At 52.6% G+C, this 17,992-nt stretch carries 13 protein-coding genes; 8 read left to right on the plus strand and 5 right to left on the minus strand.

The window, feature by feature from the left end; all coding sequences use genetic code 11:
• The first annotated feature begins 69 nt into the window (after window positions 1-69).
• From VE954_RS01765 to VE954_RS01780, 4 genes are all read left to right on the plus strand, one after another.
• Window positions 70-672, plus strand: a complete 603-nt coding sequence (locus VE954_RS01765) for a type 1 glutamine amidotransferase domain-containing protein (protein ID WP_324949023.1) — start codon at window positions 70-72, stop codon at window positions 670-672.
• 33 nt (window positions 673-705) lie between these two features.
• Entirely contained in the window at window positions 706-1,179 is a 474-nt protein-coding gene (locus tag VE954_RS01770; RefSeq protein WP_324949025.1) for a YybH family protein, read from the plus strand.
• Between the two features lie 231 nt (window positions 1,180-1,410).
• On the plus strand, window positions 1,411-2,154 hold the full coding sequence (locus tag VE954_RS01775; protein WP_324949027.1) for a hypothetical protein: 744 nt from the start codon (window positions 1,411-1,413) through the stop codon (window positions 2,152-2,154).
• A 170-nt stretch (window positions 2,155-2,324) separates the two neighbouring features.
• Complete coding sequence (locus VE954_RS01780) at window positions 2,325-3,914, plus strand: hypothetical protein (protein ID WP_324949029.1); 1,590 nt, start codon at window positions 2,325-2,327, stop codon at window positions 3,912-3,914.
• On the opposite strand, the gene VE954_RS01785 is transcribed toward VE954_RS01780, so the two are convergent.
• Window positions 3,915-6,725: a 7TM diverse intracellular signaling domain-containing protein gene (locus VE954_RS01785; protein ID WP_324949032.1), complete on the minus strand. Its 2,811-nt coding sequence runs from the start codon at window positions 6,723-6,725 to the stop codon at window positions 3,915-3,917.
• Window positions 6,726-6,876: 151 nt separating this feature from the next.
• Entirely contained in the window at window positions 6,877-8,568 is a 1,692-nt protein-coding gene (locus VE954_RS01790) for an alkaline phosphatase family protein (protein ID WP_324949034.1), read from the minus strand.
• A 257-nt stretch (window positions 8,569-8,825) separates the two neighbouring features.
• On the opposite strand from VE954_RS01790, the gene VE954_RS01795 reads away from it, so the two are divergent.
• The 4 genes from VE954_RS01795 to VE954_RS01810 all read left to right on the plus strand — a co-directional run bounded on the left by VE954_RS01795 (window position 8,826) and on the right by VE954_RS01810 (window position 15,812).
• Window positions 8,826-11,684 (plus strand): PAS domain-containing protein, encoded by a 2,859-nt coding sequence (locus VE954_RS01795; RefSeq protein WP_324949036.1) that lies wholly within the window; start codon window positions 8,826-8,828, stop codon window positions 11,682-11,684.
• A 136-nt stretch (window positions 11,685-11,820) separates the two neighbouring features.
• Window positions 11,821-12,777, plus strand: a complete 957-nt coding sequence (locus VE954_RS01800; RefSeq protein WP_324949038.1) for a hypothetical protein — start codon at window positions 11,821-11,823, stop codon at window positions 12,775-12,777.
• A 210-nt stretch (window positions 12,778-12,987) separates the two neighbouring features.
• Complete coding sequence (locus VE954_RS01805) at window positions 12,988-14,442, plus strand: DUF2868 domain-containing protein (protein WP_324949041.1); 1,455 nt, start codon at window positions 12,988-12,990, stop codon at window positions 14,440-14,442.
• Entirely contained in the window at window positions 14,439-15,812 is a 1,374-nt protein-coding gene (locus VE954_RS01810) for a GTPase/DUF3482 domain-containing protein (protein WP_324949043.1), read from the plus strand. Before VE954_RS01805 ends, VE954_RS01810 begins: the two co-directional genes overlap by 4 nt.
• Here the strand turns inward: VE954_RS01810 and VE954_RS44050 are convergent.
• The 3 genes from VE954_RS44050 to VE954_RS01820 are packed head-to-tail and all read right to left on the minus strand — an operon-like array spanning window position 15,735 to window position 17,581.
• Entirely contained in the window at window positions 15,735-15,998 is a 264-nt protein-coding gene (locus VE954_RS44050; RefSeq protein ID WP_414698959.1) for a PAS domain-containing protein, read from the minus strand. The two genes, VE954_RS01810 and VE954_RS44050, sit on opposite strands and share 78 nt — an antisense overlap.
• Before the next feature lie 14 nt (window positions 15,999-16,012).
• Complete coding sequence (locus VE954_RS01815; protein ID WP_324949045.1) at window positions 16,013-16,525, minus strand: response regulator; 513 nt, start codon at window positions 16,523-16,525, stop codon at window positions 16,013-16,015.
• 54 nt (window positions 16,526-16,579) lie between these two features.
• On the minus strand, window positions 16,580-17,581 hold the full coding sequence (locus VE954_RS01820) for a MerR family transcriptional regulator (RefSeq protein WP_324949047.1): 1,002 nt from the start codon (window positions 17,579-17,581) through the stop codon (window positions 16,580-16,582).
• Window positions 17,582-17,992: the final 411 nt, after the last annotated feature.

Raw genomic sequence — 17,992 nt, forward strand, 5'->3', positions numbered from 1 at the left:
AAACGCCCAGGGTGGCCCTGGACTTGCAAGTTGGAAGGCCTGTTTGCTAACGGCAAGGAGAATGAAACCATGGCAAGTCAATATCTAAAAGGCCAGCGAGTCGCCATCCTGACCACGGATGGATTCGAGCAGTCGGAATTGATAGAGCCCAGAAAAGCTCTGGAAGCCGCTGGCGCGAAAGTTGATGTCATTTCGCCCCAAGGCGGATCGGTCAAGGGTTGGAATCACACCGACTGGGGTCAGTCGGTTGATGTTGATATGACGCTGGCCGACGCGAATGCGGATGATTATGCAGCGCTCATGCTTCCAGGTGGTGTGATGAATCCTGATAAGCTGCGCATCGATGAAGAAGCTGTGCAGTTTGTGCAAAGTTTTGTCGATGCGCGCAAACCGATCGCTGCCATCTGTCACGGACCGCAGATTCTCATTGAGACAGGCATGGTCAAAGGACGGCAAATGACGTCGTGGCCTTCCTTGAAAACAGATTTAATCAACGCCGGAGCGAACTGGGTGGATCAGGAAGTGGTCACCGATCAGGGCCTGGTTACCAGTCGCAAACCCGATGACATTCCTGCGTTCAATAAGAAAATGATCGAGGAGTTTGCCGAAGGCGTACACGATCCATCGGCGGGTCGTGATCGGTCGCAGTCTGCGGTCAACAGTCATCCCTGAATGATACCTTGGACCATACAGGAGGGAGATCCCATGGATCTGGACGCCATCGTACCCGAATTTTTTAAAGACTCTTCGAAATCCGAATCCGAGATTCGTGCGCTGGAACATGAGCTGTCCAAAGCCATACGCGAAGGCGATTCGGCCAAAATCATGTCGTTCTACACTGACGACGTTCGGGCTTTTGATATGATGCCGCCTTTACAATTTATCAACAAGCGCTCCTATCAGAAAGAAGCCTGGGAAGACTGCTTCAGCAACGTCTTTCAGTTTCCCGTCGAGTTTGAGCAGCACGACCTGCGGGTTCATGCTGATGGTGACGTCGCCTACAGCCATTGCATGATCCACATGCGAGGTCAAACCCGAGACGGGCAGGTCATGGAGGCCTGGACGCGCAACACGACCGGCTGGGAAAAAGTTGAAGGTCAATGGCTCATTGTGCACGAGCATAACTCTGTGCCTCTCGATAAAGAGAGCGGCATGGGGCTCATGAACTCGGCCCCCTGATTCCACTCGCCTGCGACACTGATGCAAGACATTGCAGCTGCAGTTGGAACGAAAAAATAGATCCGGCTCAGCTGCCCTTGTCACGCCTGCCTTTCAGAACCTCATTTCCTTAGTCTTATGAAAAACGAAGAGTGTTGCTCTGGCGGATTTACAGAGTCATTTGCATACGTGAGAAAAATGAGGTAGAAGGGAATACAAAGCAGCGTCATAAAAAGAGGGAGCATCAAATCGATGGACGGCCTCGATCTTTATGGTAGTGAATACCTGCGTATTCGCTTCCAGTCCGCTATTCTTGATAAAGTTATCAAGCTCGAGACCAGCATTCGAAACCTGTCACCCAAAGGATTGTCGCGGACCTGTTTTTTGGAAAAGCATGCCCTTCGCGTCGGTCGCTTTATGTTAGGACTGCAGAATCTATTGGCCGCCACCAGCGAAGAGAAAAGTGACTTCGTGCTCTGGTCCAGCGATCTATCCAACAAGGATTTTGCGGTTGTCATTTGGGACTTTTACCAAGCGTCCGCTGATGTCGATCGCCTGGCGATTCTTGCCCGATGCCTGCAAACAAAGCATAACCATGACGAGTTTTTATCCTTGGCTGCCATGCGCACGGTAACAACCTTGGCTAGCATGCTGGATCCTTATCGTTGGGGTGTAAGTTGCTGGCGAACCATGGCCTGCCTTGGTTTTGATTCCATGACGGATTTAAAAAGAGTTCGTTTGCGCTCGCGAATGGAAATGGTGCAAGCCGAATTTTCTGAAGTCACCATCGAAGACATCGTTGAGGCGAACGCCGCCATGCGCATGCTGGTTTGTCCTGGACTTCCGTCTACCACGGGTGTTGCTGCAGCTCTGTATTGTATAAGTTTGGACCTGTGGCCGACTGATTTGCCCTTTGAACGCGTGGATCCTCTGACCCTGCAGCCCGATCTGACCTGCAAAGTGTTCTCCGCGCGAAGCGCAATTTCGGCTTCTTAGATTCCGCACGTTGTGCTGAGCTGTCAGGAATGTGACAGTTGTCAGCCCTATGGGCCGTCCTGATGAATTTAACTATCCAATAACATTAACTAAAATTAATGACTGCCATTTGCAAAAGGGAGGGTCTGTTGTGTTGACCTGATTCATCTCCATTTGCCTAGGATGAAACGATGAAGAGCAAGTTTCTTTGCCCCGGCCTGATGCTGCTGGCCTCCAGTTTGAATTCCTGCTCCCAGCCTTCCAGTGAACTGCAATACCGGGACGCACAGTCTGTGCACCGATACGTGCATTGGAACATCAAAGAAATCGACAGTACGAAAATCGATGCTTTCGAAAAATCGGTTGCCGGTGAGCCTTCCCAGGACCGCAATGCGTCGAGCAAAGCCCTTCAGGTGAAGGCGGCTCTGCAGGTTCTCAATGAACTCAAACCCGAATTTCTGTCTCTGAATGAAATACAATACGATGTTGATAAGATGGAAACGGCCATCGCCACGGCTTCGTGTGATTTCTCGCAGGTCGTCGCCGAACGCCGCCGTTTGAATATTCTGCAGAATGATGATTTTATTTTGAGTCGACTGCAGAAGACCGGGACCTGGGACTCGACCTTCTGTCCCGCCAACACGGGAGCACTGGCTCAACGTGATGGCGACCGGTTCCTTTCCGATCGGCCTTTTGACAGCGATCCTGATTTTGCCCGCAAAGATGCCTTGATGGATAAGGTGAACTTTGGCTGGACGCCAGGACAGTATTCGACCGTGTTCGCGAGTTCCACGCCTATCAAGGCCCGCTTTGTGAATGCTGCCGTGACTTGGACGGAGTGGAATCCAGAACTGGATATCACTGGCTTCGATCTGGGTTTCAGCAATATCAATTACCGTGATTCCAGCCTGACCGACGACATGATTCAAAGCATGGCGCGTGCGGTCAACCTGGAAGGTGATCGCTATAAAAAATACCCCCTGTTTGATAAGAACTTCAACGTCAGCTGGGTCCAGGTCGATGGCCGTGACGTGGCGATGGTGACCTTTCATACCGTGCCTGCTTTTGGCTTTGATCGCGAAGGCAAGAGCGTCAACCCCAATCCTCAGCGAAACAAGGCCCAGCTCGAATTTCTGGAATGGTATATCCTGGGGCAGTGTGAGCCGGAATCCAAGAGCCGCGTCCGCAGCTGTCAAACCGTGATTCGTCCTCTCGGCGCAGGCGCGTCCTTTATCGTGGCGGGTGACCTGAATGTGGCGATTGAGTCGCCCTTCTATTCGGGATCCCAGGTTTTGCAGCGTATCCTTACCCATGCGGGAACAGCCAATGCTCGTCTTCAGGATCGTAAATTTGGATTGCCTGTGATTCCCAAGGACAAGCTTCCGGCCGAAGTGGTCGCCAAAATTGAAGACGGCAGTTTAACGACGAACGACTTCGGTGGCTTTCATCCTTATACGACTTTTATTCCCTATGGCTTTGATTTCAAAGGTCGTGGTCGCAGTCGAACGGAACAGCTCGATTACTTTATCGTGTCTCAGGACATTGATATCAAGCGTCTGGAGACGCATTTCGTAAACCCTGAATTCAAGGACCATGGCTGCTTCACGGATCAGGCGCAGGTTGATGCCATGGTCGCCGAGCAGAAGGCGCAAAACCGTGCAGTGGACGTCTTCAAAAAGGATAAGACCACCACCTGTTTGAAATCCGGGACCGCGGCCTACGGTACACTGCGCGAAGGCAGCGATCATTTGCCTTTGATTTTGGAATTTAGTTTTAGGTAATCAGGCGGCCGCGTTGATCGGCTGCGGAGTCGACACAAAGAGTGTGTCCGGCAAAAGAATTTCAAAAAAGAAGGGACGGCCGGCAGAACGGGCGTCCCGATCCAACAGATGAATATGGATCCGTCCGCCCACTGCTTCCAAATATTTCCTGACCGCATCCATGCCCACACCGCGACCTGAAATATCGCTGATTTGCTTGGCCGTCGAAAGCCCGGATCGGAAAATAAGGTCGGCGCGCTGCAGGTCGGAGAATCCCGCATCATGAGGAATAAGACCCTGGCTCTGGGCGACAACGCTGAGGCGCTCCAGATTCAGGCCCTGTCCATCATCCTGATACAGGATTTTGACAAAGCCATCGTCCTGGGAAACCCTGATTTGAATCGTGCCTGCCTCGCTTTTGCCATGCATCTGTCTGATCGACGGTTCTTCGATACCATGATCCATGGTATTGCGCAGAATATGGACAAAGATCCGCCTAAGGATATTGTCCGTCGGTGTCTCTGTATGGAAACCTTCAGCTTCGATGAACACCTGAGGCGGAGCTTTGCGAAGGTCCCTGGCGAGGGCATCGGTGCATTGCACGATTTCGTTCAGCATGTCCTGCAAGGGGCGGAACACGAGCGGAAAGAGGAAGGCCTGCAGACTTTCCATCGCGGCCCTGGACTTCGCGTCAGCCCCTGATGCCGCTGCCTGAATGTTACGGTAGAAAGCGGCCAGCTCGGGGGTGGCTATCTCCACAAGCCCTTCATCGGAACCACGGCGACCCAGTTTATTACGGTTGATCGACTCGTATGTGGCCAGCATATCGTGAGCCTCGTCCAAATCACGATTCATGCGCTCAATATCCCAAGGGGCGTCCCGATCCTTTTGCAGGATCGCATAGTATTGTTCCACGTCATGAAAAATTCGAGTGATTTTCTTAAGGTAGAGGGACCGCGCCGCGCCTTTGAGGGTATGCATGTTGATGAAGAGCACCTTGAGCGCTTCCATATCGCGGAGCTGAATACTCCGCGAGTTGACCAGCTTACGATTCTCGTTTAGAAATTCCTGGCAGTTCTGAATGAAACGATAAAAAGCCTCGGGGGAAATATTCAAGATTTCCTGAATGAACTGCAGTTCCTCTTCACGATCATGCGCCTTTTCTTCCAAGGCCCGTAGCTGGGTGACATCCCGCGTGGTCACCAGAATCTTCTCGATGATATCGTGCCCACTGACGACAGGATGCCAGGTCAAATCCAGAACGCGAAGCGCGCCGTCAGACGCTGCGTAATGTGTTTCGTGGGGCAGGGCAGAGCTGTTCAGTTCGAAGGCCAGGCTAGGTTCCCCCAGCATCGCGTCCAGGGCCTGGGTGGCCTGACTTTGTTCGTCGGACGTGAGATGGCTACCATGGAAAAGAAGCGAGGCCGCATCAAGACCGGTAAAATCGGTTTGTTTGAAGATGGTCTGCAGGTACCTCGAGTAGTCCTTGTGAATGGATCGACCCGGGGGCGTAATGGCAAAGATACCGAGCTGAATATGATCCAGGATGGAACGAATATCGCGAGTCTTCTCTTCCACCAGCGCTTCAAGGTTTTCGTTCAGCTGGCGGATCTGATGCTCGGAATGAGCCAGGTCGGTAAACGCTTTCGAGAACCGTCGAGCCAGCAGAAACGATTGGCCGATGATGAACGCGAGTAAACCCAAACCAAAAAGAGGCCGGGAATCGATCACCGCTCGCAGCAGATCATGCACACCTGTAACAGCCATCACACAAACACCGAGAGCAAAAATCCAGGCACCGTCCTCCCTGTTTCGAACGGCTCGAATGACCGCCACCATTGTATAAAGGATCATAACCGCGCTGATCGCCTGGTACACATAGAATTTCCAGCGAATTTCAGTAATGTCGGCAAACCAGAAGTAAAGCCATACGCTGACTGAGAGGGCGGTATAAGCATGAGCGAGGCGCTGGGAAAAAAAGTAACGCGGGAAAAGATCCCTGGCAAAATATATAAACATAGGCCCAAACAGCATCCAGGTCAGGATCAGTCGCAGACGCGTTGGGTATTCAATATCAGGCAGGAAAGTCGCCACCACAGAGCCTTCGGCGCCAAAGATGTAAAGCCCAATGCTGATGCAGGCGAGACCGAAATAAAGAGTGGAACGGACCTGAGTCCGCAGCGCAAACAGACAGAGATGATAGATTCCCATCAGCATGAAGCTGCCGATTAAGGCCAGGGCTAGCGCGATTTCCATTTGATAGGAAAGTTTTATGGCCTTGGGTGTTCCCAGGGAAGGCGCGTGTGGAAAGCCTGACATCATGGATTCATGATTGGCGACCTGAATGATGATATCAAAGCTGGCCTGCTTCGGTTTAAAGACCCAAAAATCATCCCTTACATAGGTTTGTCCGGTCCCAGGTTCGCGCTGCCGGCCGATGCGGCCGAGACTCTCGATCAGCACGCCATCAATATAAATCTGAGACGATGCCAGGATCCAAGGGGAATGCAGCGCGAGTTCCCGAGGTTCTTTGAGTTGGACATGGAGACGATAGGTTGCCACTCCAAACGTGGGATGATCGGTGACCAGGGCCCAGCTGCCAGGAACTTGAATGCGTTCCCGTCCTTCGGGAATGGAACTTATAAAATCATTGGGGGTATAAAGTTGCGACCAATAAAATTCCCAGATGCCCCTGAGGGGCAAACTGGGATTTTCGTCGAAATTCCAGGATCGAAGATCGAGATGGCCGTCCTCTATTGTCTGGCTCTGACCGGATCCGCTTGGGACCAGCAGGAGCCAGCTCATCAGTATTTGCCAAAACATTCTCTGCATAACTTCGTCCTGGTTGCACAGGACTTTATCGGGACCGAACGTTTAAAATTCACAGGAAAAAGCGAAATGGTTTGGCTACCGGAAAATTCTGTGCCTTTATCCTTGGATAGAACCGGGGTTACCTCGAACGTTACCCAAAAGTAAGCCGGGTTCAGCGCGTGCGCAGTATTTCATGCAGCACCCGTCCTTCACTCCCACTCGGTGGGATGGTTCCCGCAAAAAAAGCCAGAGTCGGTGCGATGTCGATAACCGCTGCTTTTTGGCCGTAAACCCCAGGTTTAATCTGCGGCCCGGCCATGGCCAGAGGTACCATCCGATCATACGAGTAACCGCTCAAATGTTCGGCCGTCGAGCCTTTCATCACGTAGTTGGGTTTCAGGATCAGGAGGATGTCGCCACTCCGATCGTGATTATACGTGTGTTCGATCTGCTGCCGAAACAGGCCGGCGGGAAGAGTCCCCATGCGGACATCGGGGGCACTGACGACATGCGCAACGCCATCGATCCCGGTGGCTTCTTCACGATAGAAACGGCTCAGTCGGTTCAAGACATCGTCGCGGCTTAATTTATTTTGCTTGAGGGCTTCCGGGTTGAGATAAAAATTGAAATTACTGACATAAGCGATCCAGGAGCCGCCTTTCCACTCCCCGAATGTTTTCCGCAGAAAGGCTTCACCCTGCTGCAGAAGACTCGCCTCGTCCACGCGACCCGCATCCATTTTTTCAGACCGCAGCCACTCAGGGTTCGGCATACCACCGTGGTCGCCCGTTAAGACGATGATGCTCTGGTCCAGGCCCACGGCTTTCTTAATCGCTGCAAGGAGACGGGCGATCTCGCGATCCTCGACCAGCATGAGCTCTTCGAGTTCACGGCTGTTGGGCCCAAAGCTGTGGGATAAACCATCGTGATTCGAGAAACTCACGGCAAGAAGATCCGGTTCGGGCCCTTGACCTAATTTTAAGGTCTGCAATGCTTGAATCGCTGCATTGACAGTCCATACAGTTCCCTCAGGAAAGTTGGAAGACTGGGCGTTGTGGCTCGATACCTGATGCGGAAAATCCCGGCCCATGGCTTCTGTCGTTTTGGAGGCGACCACGTGTTGATTGCTGGTCCAGGAGGTCCCGCTGCCCAGGCCTTTGGGGGCATTCCAGGTCAAGGTTTCGCCCCTGGTCTGAAGGGATGCGTTTAAGCTCTGAACCCAATCAGGAAGTTTGCCATTCGGCAGATAAAATCGGCTCGACACCCAGGTCTGCGATTCCTTATCAAGCCAAACAGCAAGGTCCGCGCGCTTGCCACCTAACAGGACGGCCGCACGGTCCTTGAGGGCGATGGTGATCACGCGCGAAGGATAACCGGAATTCTTCAGTTCATCACCGAGGGTGGTTCCCCGAAAATGTTTGGGAGAAATACCGCGTTTGGAGTTCGCATCAGCTAGACCCACCAGGGGGCTGTCGCTATCTTCCACGCAGTACTGGGATTTTTGAGTTCGAGCGTCATACCAGATGTTGACGGGAATCCCGTGCTGATAGGCATAGGCTCCGCTTAAAATGGTGGCATGACCAGGACAGGTCATGTTTTGCAAAAGGTCGAATTCGGCAAAAGGATAATAAGCGCCATATTCGGTCAAATAACGAAACCCACCAGGTTCACCTTGAGGGCCAAGCGGTGGGACAAAGCGTTTTTGAAATCGCGCGATCTGATCCGCCCGGAACTGATCCACGACGAGGGTTACGATCAGTTTGGGTTTTTGCAGACGAGCCATCTGGGCCCAGGACGTGGTGGGAGCCAAGCCTGCCAAGCATGCCATGAAAGTGAGAACGCGGAGGACAGAGCGAAATATCATCAAACTTTCCTTTAAAATTTCAAAGGGGCCTGAGGCAAAGACTAATGCAATTTGGCATTGAAACAACCAAAGAGAACGCAGATTGCCAATGAGGTCACAATTTGTCGAGATCGATGTCCCATCAGCTCGGGTGCCGAAGCTTCATTTTCCGCTCAGGTCGGCGCTCACTGGCACTTTACACCGGACTCAGCCGGATAGTCTGTGACATCGGATTCATGGTCCTTTATACTGCTGCTGAACAAGAGAGGCGGGATTCCATGCTCAAGTTTGGCAAACTTTTGTTGCCATCTGTTTTCATCCTAGGCGCGTTCGTATTCATGGACAGGACTGAGCGCGTCTGGTCTCCAGGTGTCGCCGCGGCCCTGCTGGTTTTGACCTGGCTTTGGCAGCGAGCCCACCAGCAGCATCGGCTGGCTCAGGCTGATGGACTCCTTTACCGGGAAACGTTTGAACAGACACTCGTAGGCATCGCTCACCTGACGAAGGATGGGCGCTTGCTTCGGGCTAATCCCGCGTTTGTGGATCTGCTGGGTTATCCGAAAGGTGAGCTGATGCGCAAAACCTTTCAGGAACTCACACATCCGGATGATCTGGCCAAGGGAGTCGAACTCGCCCAACAGGTATGGAATAAGCTGATTCCGAACTACACCTTGGAAAAGCGTTACATTCGTAAGGACGGAGGCATCGTTTGGGGCCTGCTTTCCGTTACCCTGCCCACCTCCGAATCAGGTGAAGGGAAGTATTTCATTGCGAATGTTAAGGACATCACGGCGCGTAAAAAGGCTGAAGTGGCTCTTTCGGAGTCGACATTGCAACTTGAGCTGGCCACCGAAGCGGCTCAATTGGGTATCTGGGAATACGAAATCGGCACAGGAAAAACCTATGTCCGCGGTCGACTTTGGGCCAACATGGGATTTGTCTCCGACAGCCAGAGCCTTGTCACGCTCGACTTTTTCGAGCGCATTCATGCCGATGATCGGGAATTGGTAAGGGCCCACTTCCATAAGGCTTTGGAAACGCGCACCCGATATAGCTGTGAATATCGCTTCCTGGCCATGGATGGGCGCACTGTTTGGCTGGAAGGTACGGGCCACCCTTGGGAGGACGATCAGGGAAACATCATCCGGGTGATGGGTGTGATCCGCATCATTACCGACCGCAAACTGGCTGAAATTGATTTTCAGCGCAGCGTCGACGTTTCCCCCGCGATCCTGTGGATTACGGAACAGGATGGACAATGCGCGTTTCTGAGCCAGCGTTGGTATGCTTTCACAGGTCAAACGCCTGACGAGGCCCTTGGTTTTGGCTGGTTGAATGCTGTTCATGAGGACGATCGCACGGTCGCCCGACAGGCGTTCGTAACGGCCAATGCGAATCGCATAGGATTCTATTGTGAATATCGACTCCGAACGGCAGCAGGTGATTATCGTTGGACTCTGGATGCCGGGAATCCGCGTTTCAATGCCGAAGGCCAGTATCTCGGCTATGCCGGCAGCATTTTTGATATCCACGATAAAAAAATAGCGCAATCACGCCTGGAAGAAACGGCGGGGCAGTTTAATGCGCTGGCCAATTCCATGCCACAGCTGGTATGGACAGCACACCCGGATGGCAAGGTCGACTATTATAATGATCGAGCGAGCGAGTATGAAGGTTTTTGCCGCTGCGAGGATGGCAACTGGAACTGGCAGCCCTGTCTGCATCCGGATGATTTATCCGTAACGATTCGCTGCTGGCATGATGCTGTTCGTAAGGTCGAGGTCTATTCCTGCGAGCACCGCGTACGCATGCAGAATGGTTTGTATCGCTGGCATTTAAGTCGGGCTATTCCAGTCCTTCAAGACGATGGGACTGTAAAAAAATGGTATGGGACTGCCACCGATATTCATGAATATAAGCTCGCTCTGGTCGAACTGGCCCGAGCCAAGGAAAGTGCGGAAGAAGCCAGCCAAGCCAAAAGTCGCTTTCTTGCCAACATGAGTCATGAAATCCGTTCACCCATGAGCTCGGTGCTAGGGTATGCCGACCTCCTCCTGGAACGGAGTCTTGCCGAAACCGACCGACTTGCCTATGCCGCGAGCATCAAGACCAGTGGTGGGCATCTGTTGGCCGTTATCGATGATATTCTGGATCTTTCGGCCGTGGAATCGGGAGAATTCAAAATCGAACGACAGGCCTTTGCTGTCGTGGATCTCATTGCTGAAAGCGTGCAGTCCATGTCGATCCTGGCCCAAAAGAAAGGCCTTGAACTGCAGGTGGTTTTTGAAACGCCCGTGCCGGAATTCATTGATTCCGACCCACTCCGTTTCCGTCAGGTTCTCTTGAATCTGATGTCCAATGCCATCAAATTTACTGATGTGGGCCGTATTGTCATTAAGTTGGGTTGTTATCAACAGATTTTCCGCGTTGAAGTTGAAGATACCGGGTCCGGCATTGCAGCGAGCAAAACCGATCGACTGTTCAAGGCTTTTTCTCAAGTCGATGCAGGTATCAGTCGGAAACATGGTGGCACTGGTCTCGGCCTCCATCTGTCGCGACGCCTGGCCCAGGCCTTGAACGGGGATCTGCGCTTGTATTGGAGTGTCCCCGGGTGTGGCAGCTCATTCGTGTTGGAATTGCCCCTGGGAACTCCCCATGCGGGTCGATGGCTTCAATCTCTGCAGGAAACGCCTCGCCTGGAGGCCCCGACGATCCCGTTGATCGCGGCTTCGTCCCAGAAGTTTAAAGTGCTCCTCGCGGAAGACTCCGCTGATAACCAGATGCTGATCAAAATATTTTTGAAGAAGCTGGGCGCGTATGTGGAGGTTGCCTGCAACGGCGAGGAAGCCGTTCAAATGGCCATGAAGAGTTCGTATGATATCGTGCTCATGGATATGATGATGCCGGTCCTGGATGGGCTTGAAGCCACGCGGCGTTTGCGGTCTTTGGGCTATAAAAAGCCGATTGTGGCCCTAACCGCGCATGCGCTGAAAGAGGAAGTGGATAAAACATTAGCAGCTGGCTGCGACTATCACCTTTCGAAACCCCTGCAATTGGATGTCCTGCGGCACACCCTGGACGTTTTATTGAATGAGCGGCCGGCAGATTCCAGTCTGCACGCAACATCCATGCATTAGTCCTAGGCGCCGATGTCCAAAAACTCAAGGATGCTGTTCAAGTTGTGGATTTGACTGGTCCTTGTCTGATGCTTAAAAAATTCTCAGGGCGATTCCGATACCTTCTCAAGAACACACTCGTACCTGAGGCTAAACTATGTTTCATACGCGGAATCTTACCGTGCTGACGTTGATTGTCGGGCTCTGGGCTTGCAACGGCAATCCTGCGATGCATCGCACGCCTGATAATGCCGAAAGCCAGCCGGCCGTTGCGGACGACCGGGACGCGACGTCTGCGACCCAGGAAACATTGCAGCCTGCACAAACGGCTGAAACCGAGGAAACCGACGCCGAGAGTATGATTGCTGTCGAGCCGACTGCTATCGGTGGCGCCTCGCTTACGTGTCGTTATCCTGATAATCAGGTGCAAGGTCAGGCGACCTATCGCATGGACTGTCTCCTGACGCCGCCGACTCCGATGACAGTGACAGCTGTCACGGCATCGTTCCGCAAGATCGATGGTCAGGGCCAGGCGTATAACCTCGCCGTGATGCAGGAAAACATGGGGGCTTTGAGCTGGGTGATTGCCGAGACGCCAGCCACTTTGTTTTATAAAACAGTGGAAGCCAGCATCAGTGTCAACGGCAGCCCTGTTACAGTCTTTCGCACCGAGATCACGTCGACCATGGCTCTGCAACGCGTCGCCAGTTATTGGTTGGGCGGCGAGCCGAACAATGCGATAGGTCCCAACGGCGAAGACGAAGATTGCGCTGAATATGAAAACCTTGCCGGCAAGAATAATCATGCAACCGTTACCGGAATGTCGACCGGTGCGCTGGGTCGATTCAATGATACGATTTGCACTCTGAGTCGAAACTACCTTTGCAAAAATGTGCTGGATACAACCCGACCGAAGTGGGCTGTGAGCACGGCCACGGGACCGTGGTCAGGTTATGCGACGGCCTGCCCCCAAGGTTATCGTTTTGCGCTGCCGATGGGTGACGTCGAAAGTCAGGAAGTGAACACTCTGATCGATGCCAGGCCGGAAATCCTTAAGATGTGGGTGCCGCTGACGGATAGGGACAAGGAAGGCGAGTTCCGGATTATGTTTTAATTTTTGTCCTCAACAATCGACCCGGCTGGTGCCAGTTGCCAGCCGGGTTTTTTGCGTGGTAGGTACCGACTCCCAACCCCTGTAGGTGATGAAGAGTACGCCTATTGGCGTGACGGGGAGCAGAAAGCTAAACCTGGCATTATAAGTGCAAGTTATGTCATGGTTTTTCTGTGGATCCATGAGGATCCCGTGCGGGGGAGGTAAGGGTGAATGCCGGGCTATAAAAATAGGGTTTTTACGCTCGCGGATGTCATCGATTACGAGCTTCAGATGGCGCTTGATGGACGGGCTGGTCCCGAGGAGCTGATTCGCCGCGACAGTTCCCTGCGACTGGATGGCGAGGTACTGAAGAAAGGCAAGACCATTGGTCTTAAAGTCTGGCTCGATCGGATACGTGGACCTTTCGGAGAACGTTTTGTCCAGCTTCGGCAGCTTCTGAGCCTGGGTGTGAGTGTGCTGGGGGCCCTGCTCGGTTGGGCGACCATACGGGGTCTTCTCACGTACGATGGCCAGCACCCTGTTAATGTCCTGCCGTTTCTGGTGTTCTTTGTTCTGCTGCCTTTCTTTTTTCTGACGGTGCTTTTTCTGAAAGGGGCGGTGGCACGCGTGCTGGGTCGTTTGCCCACCGGATGGGTGTCGCAGTCGGGCCTTTGGCTTCTGTCACGCGTGATGAAAAAAAGTCAGGTGGACCTGCCGGCTTTGGATCTTTGGCATCGTCTTCAATCGCGCCATCCCCGAATTTTCACCTGGCAGGCCTGGGTCCTTTCCCAAACCTTTGGCCTTGTTTACTACCTGACAGCTCTGGGAGCCTTTCTCTTTTATGTCAGCGTGCATGATTATAAGTTTGCGTGGCAGACCACTTTAAGAATAGGCCCCCAGGCTCTCGAAAACCTGGTGGGGTGGATCGCCTTGCCATTTGCCTGGGCGGGACCGCTGCTGGTCCCGCATTCGAGTCTGATCGAAGCCACGCAATACGATCGATTTTCCGGAACTTTTGTCCAGGCGCAGGGCAGCGCTTTGGCGGCCGATTGGTGGCCTTTCCTGGCCGCTGCTATCGTTGTTTATGGTTGTCTACCGCGTGCGGTTCTTCTGCTCGTGTTTCAAATTCGATTGCATCGGCATCTTCAGCGGATCGTTTTTGATGACTTTGCCAGCGAGGGTGTCTGGCTGCGTTTGCAGGGCCTGGGTCTGGGGTGGGAAGGCACGCAAGGGACCACCGAGGCCGTGATTCAAGCCATGCCTGAACCGGAGCGCCTGCGCAGCGATCAACCTCTGCTGGTGGTGCGTTGGCGGCAGGCGCCCTTTCAGGATGATGAACTGCAGACGTATTTTTCAGAGCATGGCTACAAGGTAGGACGCATCGTTGATGCTGAAGGGCGTGAGAGTGAATTCAGGATGATCCTGGAAGCTTTGCAGTCGGGACAGGCCCTGGCGCTTGTGTGCGATCCTTGGGAATTGCCTGGCGAAGCCTTCAACCGACTGCGCGTGGCCATGCGGGAAAAGTTGGGGACGCGGACACCCATCTTCCTGGTGCCCCTGCAGCAGGGGCCTGAAGGGTCTTCCATTCACGCAACCGGCCGGGATCGGTCCCTTTGGGAAGCCAGTCTTAAAACGTTTCGTGATCCTTATGTGGGCTTTCTTTTTGACAGGAGGCAGCCTTCATGAAATTCGCAGTTGTGGGCCGATCCAATAAAGGCAAATCCAGTATTGTGGCAACGCTGGTGGAGAACGATGAGATTTTAATCGCGCCAACGCCTCGAACGACTTTGATCAGCCAGGAATTTGCCTTGAAAATCGGCGATCGGAAGCTCATCACCGTCATCGATACGCCTGGTTTTGAAGAAGCGCCGGCGGCTTTGGAATGGTTGAAGCAGGAACCCGTGGCCGCCCATCAAAGGCGTCAGCGGGTTCAGGCCTTTTACGATGCGTTTCAAGGTTCCCCCCGCTTTCAGTTCGAGTGTGAACTGCTGAAACCGCTGCTCTTCGATGAAGCCTATATCCTTTACGTGGTCGATGCCAGCCACCCCTACCGACCTAACTTTGAAGCGGAGTTTGAAATTCTGCAATGGACGGGTCAGCCATCCCTGGCTCTTCTCAATCAAACCGGGGATGGCCAGTGGGTCGCCGATTGGCAGGCCGCCTTGCATCAGTACTTTCGGAAGACGGTCATTTTCAATGCTCATACCGCCCGATTTGAAGAGAGGATTCGCATCCTCGAGGAGCTGCGTTTTCTTTCGGACGACGCCCGCCCTGTGCTTGACGAGGCTATGGCACTTTTGAAAAACCAGCATGAATCCCGGCTTCGAGCGGCATCCTATATTCTTGCTGAGTTCATTGCAGAAGCCACCTATTACCGTAAAAAAATTCCGGTTGATGAAGAAGGTTTGACCGAACGCGAGAAGGAAAAATACCTCAAGGATTTTTATAATCACATTCGCCAGCGTGAAAAAGCCAGTCGCCTGGCCATCGCCCAGGTTTTTAATTTCAAGAGTTTGGAGAGTGAAGAAGCTGAGCTGAACACGGAAGGCGATCCGGATGATCTTTTTGGTCGAGAGACTTGGGAATTTTTGGGACTGTCACGTACCGAATTGATTGCAACCGGGACCGCCGCCGGGGCTCTGGCCGGTGGAACGTTGGATGCGTCGGTCGGTGGAGCCTCCTTCATGGCTGGCGCCGGGGTCGGGGCGGTCCTGGGTGGCCTTGGCATTGGCTACTTCGCTTTTTCCGATGCCCAGGTCGCCGGTTTAAAACTTTCGCGGAAAACCCTTACGGTTGGGCCGCTGCGCAATCCCAACTTTCCCTGGATTATTCTGGACCGTGGCCTGCTGTTTATGACGAGTATACTCAGCCGAACTCACGCCCAAAGGGGCCGCCTTCTGGTCGATGAAAAACATGCCGGTCCCAGTTCGCGGCTGTCCAAGACAGAAAAGCGAAATATTGCCTGGAACCTTGGCAAATTACGATGGATAGGTCGCAGCGAAGCCACCAGCAGCGGCCTGGCCACGGAGATTCGTAAAGGCATGGAAAAGCTTTAAGCGCCGGTCGGATCGAGTGGCAGTATGACAACGAAAGCTGTATGGTTTTCCCATGATCTCAGCATGGGTCAAGCCCAGGAGTCGCTTGAATTTATTATTGATGTGCTGAACATTTCCCTGTTGATCCAGTCTCACCATCAGCACAGCTTCATTCAGAACAGCAAGAACATCAAATGCAGGAGACATAGGGGATCGCTCCGTCAGGCCGTCTTCGAGGTCCTGATAAATCGTAACTGGGCAATTTGTGTGATGGCTTTTTCCAGAGCGGGATTGTTGTCCCCCTCCTTTAAGCCCAACTGTTCCATGAATTCCAGTCGCAACTTAGGCAGGGCATGGCCCAGTTGTACAGCCGCAGAGACGGCCTTGATCAGGGCCACGCTGTCGATCGGCTTCTCAAGAAAATCCATGGCTCCCAGCTTTAAAAGCTCGATGGCTTCCGTACGTGTCCCGAAAGCGGACAAAACGACGAAAGGTTTATAAAATCCATTGGCTCGTAAAATTTGCAGGAGCTGCATGCCCGAGAGTTCCGGCATGCAAAGATCCGAAAGAACGGCATCCACTTCGTGATGGCGAAGGGCTTCAATGGCTTCAAGTCCATTCCTGACGCCGATCACTTCGATGCCCGCGTCCTTGATTTCCGATGCAATCACCTCGCGTAATTGGTCTTCATCTTCGACTAAGAGGATTCGGTTTGTTTCAGGAGTGGACGTCATGGTGTTCAGTTCCTTTTGTAACTATGGACAACATGACTCATGAATCGGAATAAATCATGGTGATGAAAGAATACGTGTGGACTCTGTCGGAAAGGTAGTAATTCTTATCAACTGCTTGTTCAGGTCATGCAGTGTTTTAATGTGCAGCATCTTACGAGAAATATTCAGTTGTGTCAGCAAATATGTGTCCTCGCCCCCAAGCCAGAGGTCACAAAGTTTAGGCAGATGATCCGCAAGCTGACGAATATAGTCGTCTGGTTTCTGATTCAACGCATCCTGCGAAACCTTGGGACAGCTGATGAGGAGAATATCGGAGCGCAGGGCTGTCACAGCTTCAGCCAGAGCCAGTGCCGGGATACTCGGCCCTAGATAGCTGACGAGGAGGCCATGCTCGGAGCAAAGGACGGCGGACAGGAGAATGCCGATCTCGTGCCAGTCGCCATCGAATGTGGCCACAGCAATGCGCTTGGGTTTTTGAAAAGGACCCGGTTTTTTTCTACGCACCACTCTTAAGCGTAATATCTCAGTAAAAATATTGGCTTTAACGATGGCGGAAAGTGCGTGCTCTTTGGGAACGCAGATCCGTCTTTTTTCAACAAGTCGGTTGATGCTGGAGAAAAGCGGAACCAAAATCTCCAGGACAAAGGTGATGGTGTCAAATCGATTTCTGGCCACATCGAGCTCTTCATGAACCCTCTCCAAATCAAATTCCTCAAGGGCCTGAAGCGTGCGTTTGCAGAACGCGGCGCTGCTGGGTTTGCTCCTGGCCTTGAGTTTCTCTGGAGCGGTCGATGGAGTCTGGTCGGTGAGGTTCTCTACTATTTTTTTCAACTGGGCCAGGGAGAGCTGGGCCATTTGACTAATGGATTGCCCGAGATCCTTGGCTGTTACGAGCAGGCGGAGTTTCTCGACATCTGCCGTTGTGTAGACACGATGATTGGTATCGGTTCGCAGAGGCGTTACGGCGCCATAGCGCTTTTCCCACGCATGCAAAGTGGTAGCTCGGATGCCGGTTAATTTACAGACAGCTTTTAAGCTATATTTTGAATCATTCATGAAAACAGTTCCATAGCCCTCGTTGGACAACTCCCGAGCAGGTGCTTCGATTCGCGAAATAGATTGTAAATGATTGAGAAGTGCGATCCCGCAGGGGTTGGCCTCGGTTACAAATATATAATTTTCATAAAGAATCCTACCTGAAAGTAACGCGAAGCGAAATGCAATTCACCCAATCAGGTTGTATCAGCCGAAATCGATTCTCGACAAAACCTCTACAAACGGCATAAGTCAATTCTTTTAAAATCCCCTGCATTCAAGCGTCGTGGGTCTCAATGCCTCGATATCACTTCCCAACGGCAATGGCTCGTCAAACAAATGACAAGGGCGGCTTAAGCGGTTTCGAACGCCGTCGAGATTTTAAACAAATTAAAAATGCGCTGTCACTGGGGTATGAGGAGTATTATGGAT

The organism is Oligoflexus sp. (genome assembly GCF_035638955.1).
GTDB lineage: Bacteria > Bdellovibrionota_B > Oligoflexia > Oligoflexales > Oligoflexaceae > Oligoflexus.

Excerpts from the sequence above, each read along its gene's own strand:
- VE954_RS01775 (WP_324949027.1), top strand. The coding sequence starts at position 1,411 with ATGGACGGCCTCGATCTTTATGGTAGTGAATACCTGCGTATTCGCTTC.
- VE954_RS01805 (WP_324949041.1), top strand. The coding sequence starts at position 12,988 with ATGCCGGGCTATAAAAATAGGGTTTTTACGCTCGCGGATGTCATCGAT.
- VE954_RS01780 (WP_324949029.1), top strand. The coding sequence starts at position 2,325 with ATGAAGAGCAAGTTTCTTTGCCCCGGCCTGATGCTGCTGGCCTCCAGT.
- VE954_RS01795 (WP_324949036.1), top strand. The coding sequence starts at position 8,826 with ATGCTCAAGTTTGGCAAACTTTTGTTGCCATCTGTTTTCATCCTAGGC.
- VE954_RS01815 (WP_324949045.1), bottom strand. The coding sequence starts at position 16,525 with ATGACGTCCACTCCTGAAACAAACCGAATCCTCTTAGTCGAAGATGAA.
- VE954_RS01820 (WP_324949047.1), bottom strand. The coding sequence starts at position 17,581 with ATGAATGATTCAAAATATAGCTTAAAAGCTGTCTGTAAATTAACCGGC.
- VE954_RS01810 (WP_324949043.1), top strand. The coding sequence starts at position 14,439 with ATGAAATTCGCAGTTGTGGGCCGATCCAATAAAGGCAAATCCAGTATT.
- VE954_RS01785 (WP_324949032.1), bottom strand. The coding sequence starts at position 6,725 with ATGCAGAGAATGTTTTGGCAAATACTGATGAGCTGGCTCCTGCTGGTC.
- VE954_RS01770 (WP_324949025.1), top strand. The coding sequence starts at position 706 with ATGGATCTGGACGCCATCGTACCCGAATTTTTTAAAGACTCTTCGAAA.
- VE954_RS01800 (WP_324949038.1), top strand. The coding sequence starts at position 11,821 with ATGTTTCATACGCGGAATCTTACCGTGCTGACGTTGATTGTCGGGCTC.
- VE954_RS01765 (WP_324949023.1), top strand. The coding sequence starts at position 70 with ATGGCAAGTCAATATCTAAAAGGCCAGCGAGTCGCCATCCTGACCACG.
- VE954_RS01790 (WP_324949034.1), bottom strand. The coding sequence starts at position 8,568 with ATGATATTTCGCTCTGTCCTCCGCGTTCTCACTTTCATGGCATGCTTG.
- VE954_RS44050 (WP_414698959.1), bottom strand. The coding sequence starts at position 15,998 with ATGTCTCCTGCATTTGATGTTCTTGCTGTTCTGAATGAAGCTGTGCTG.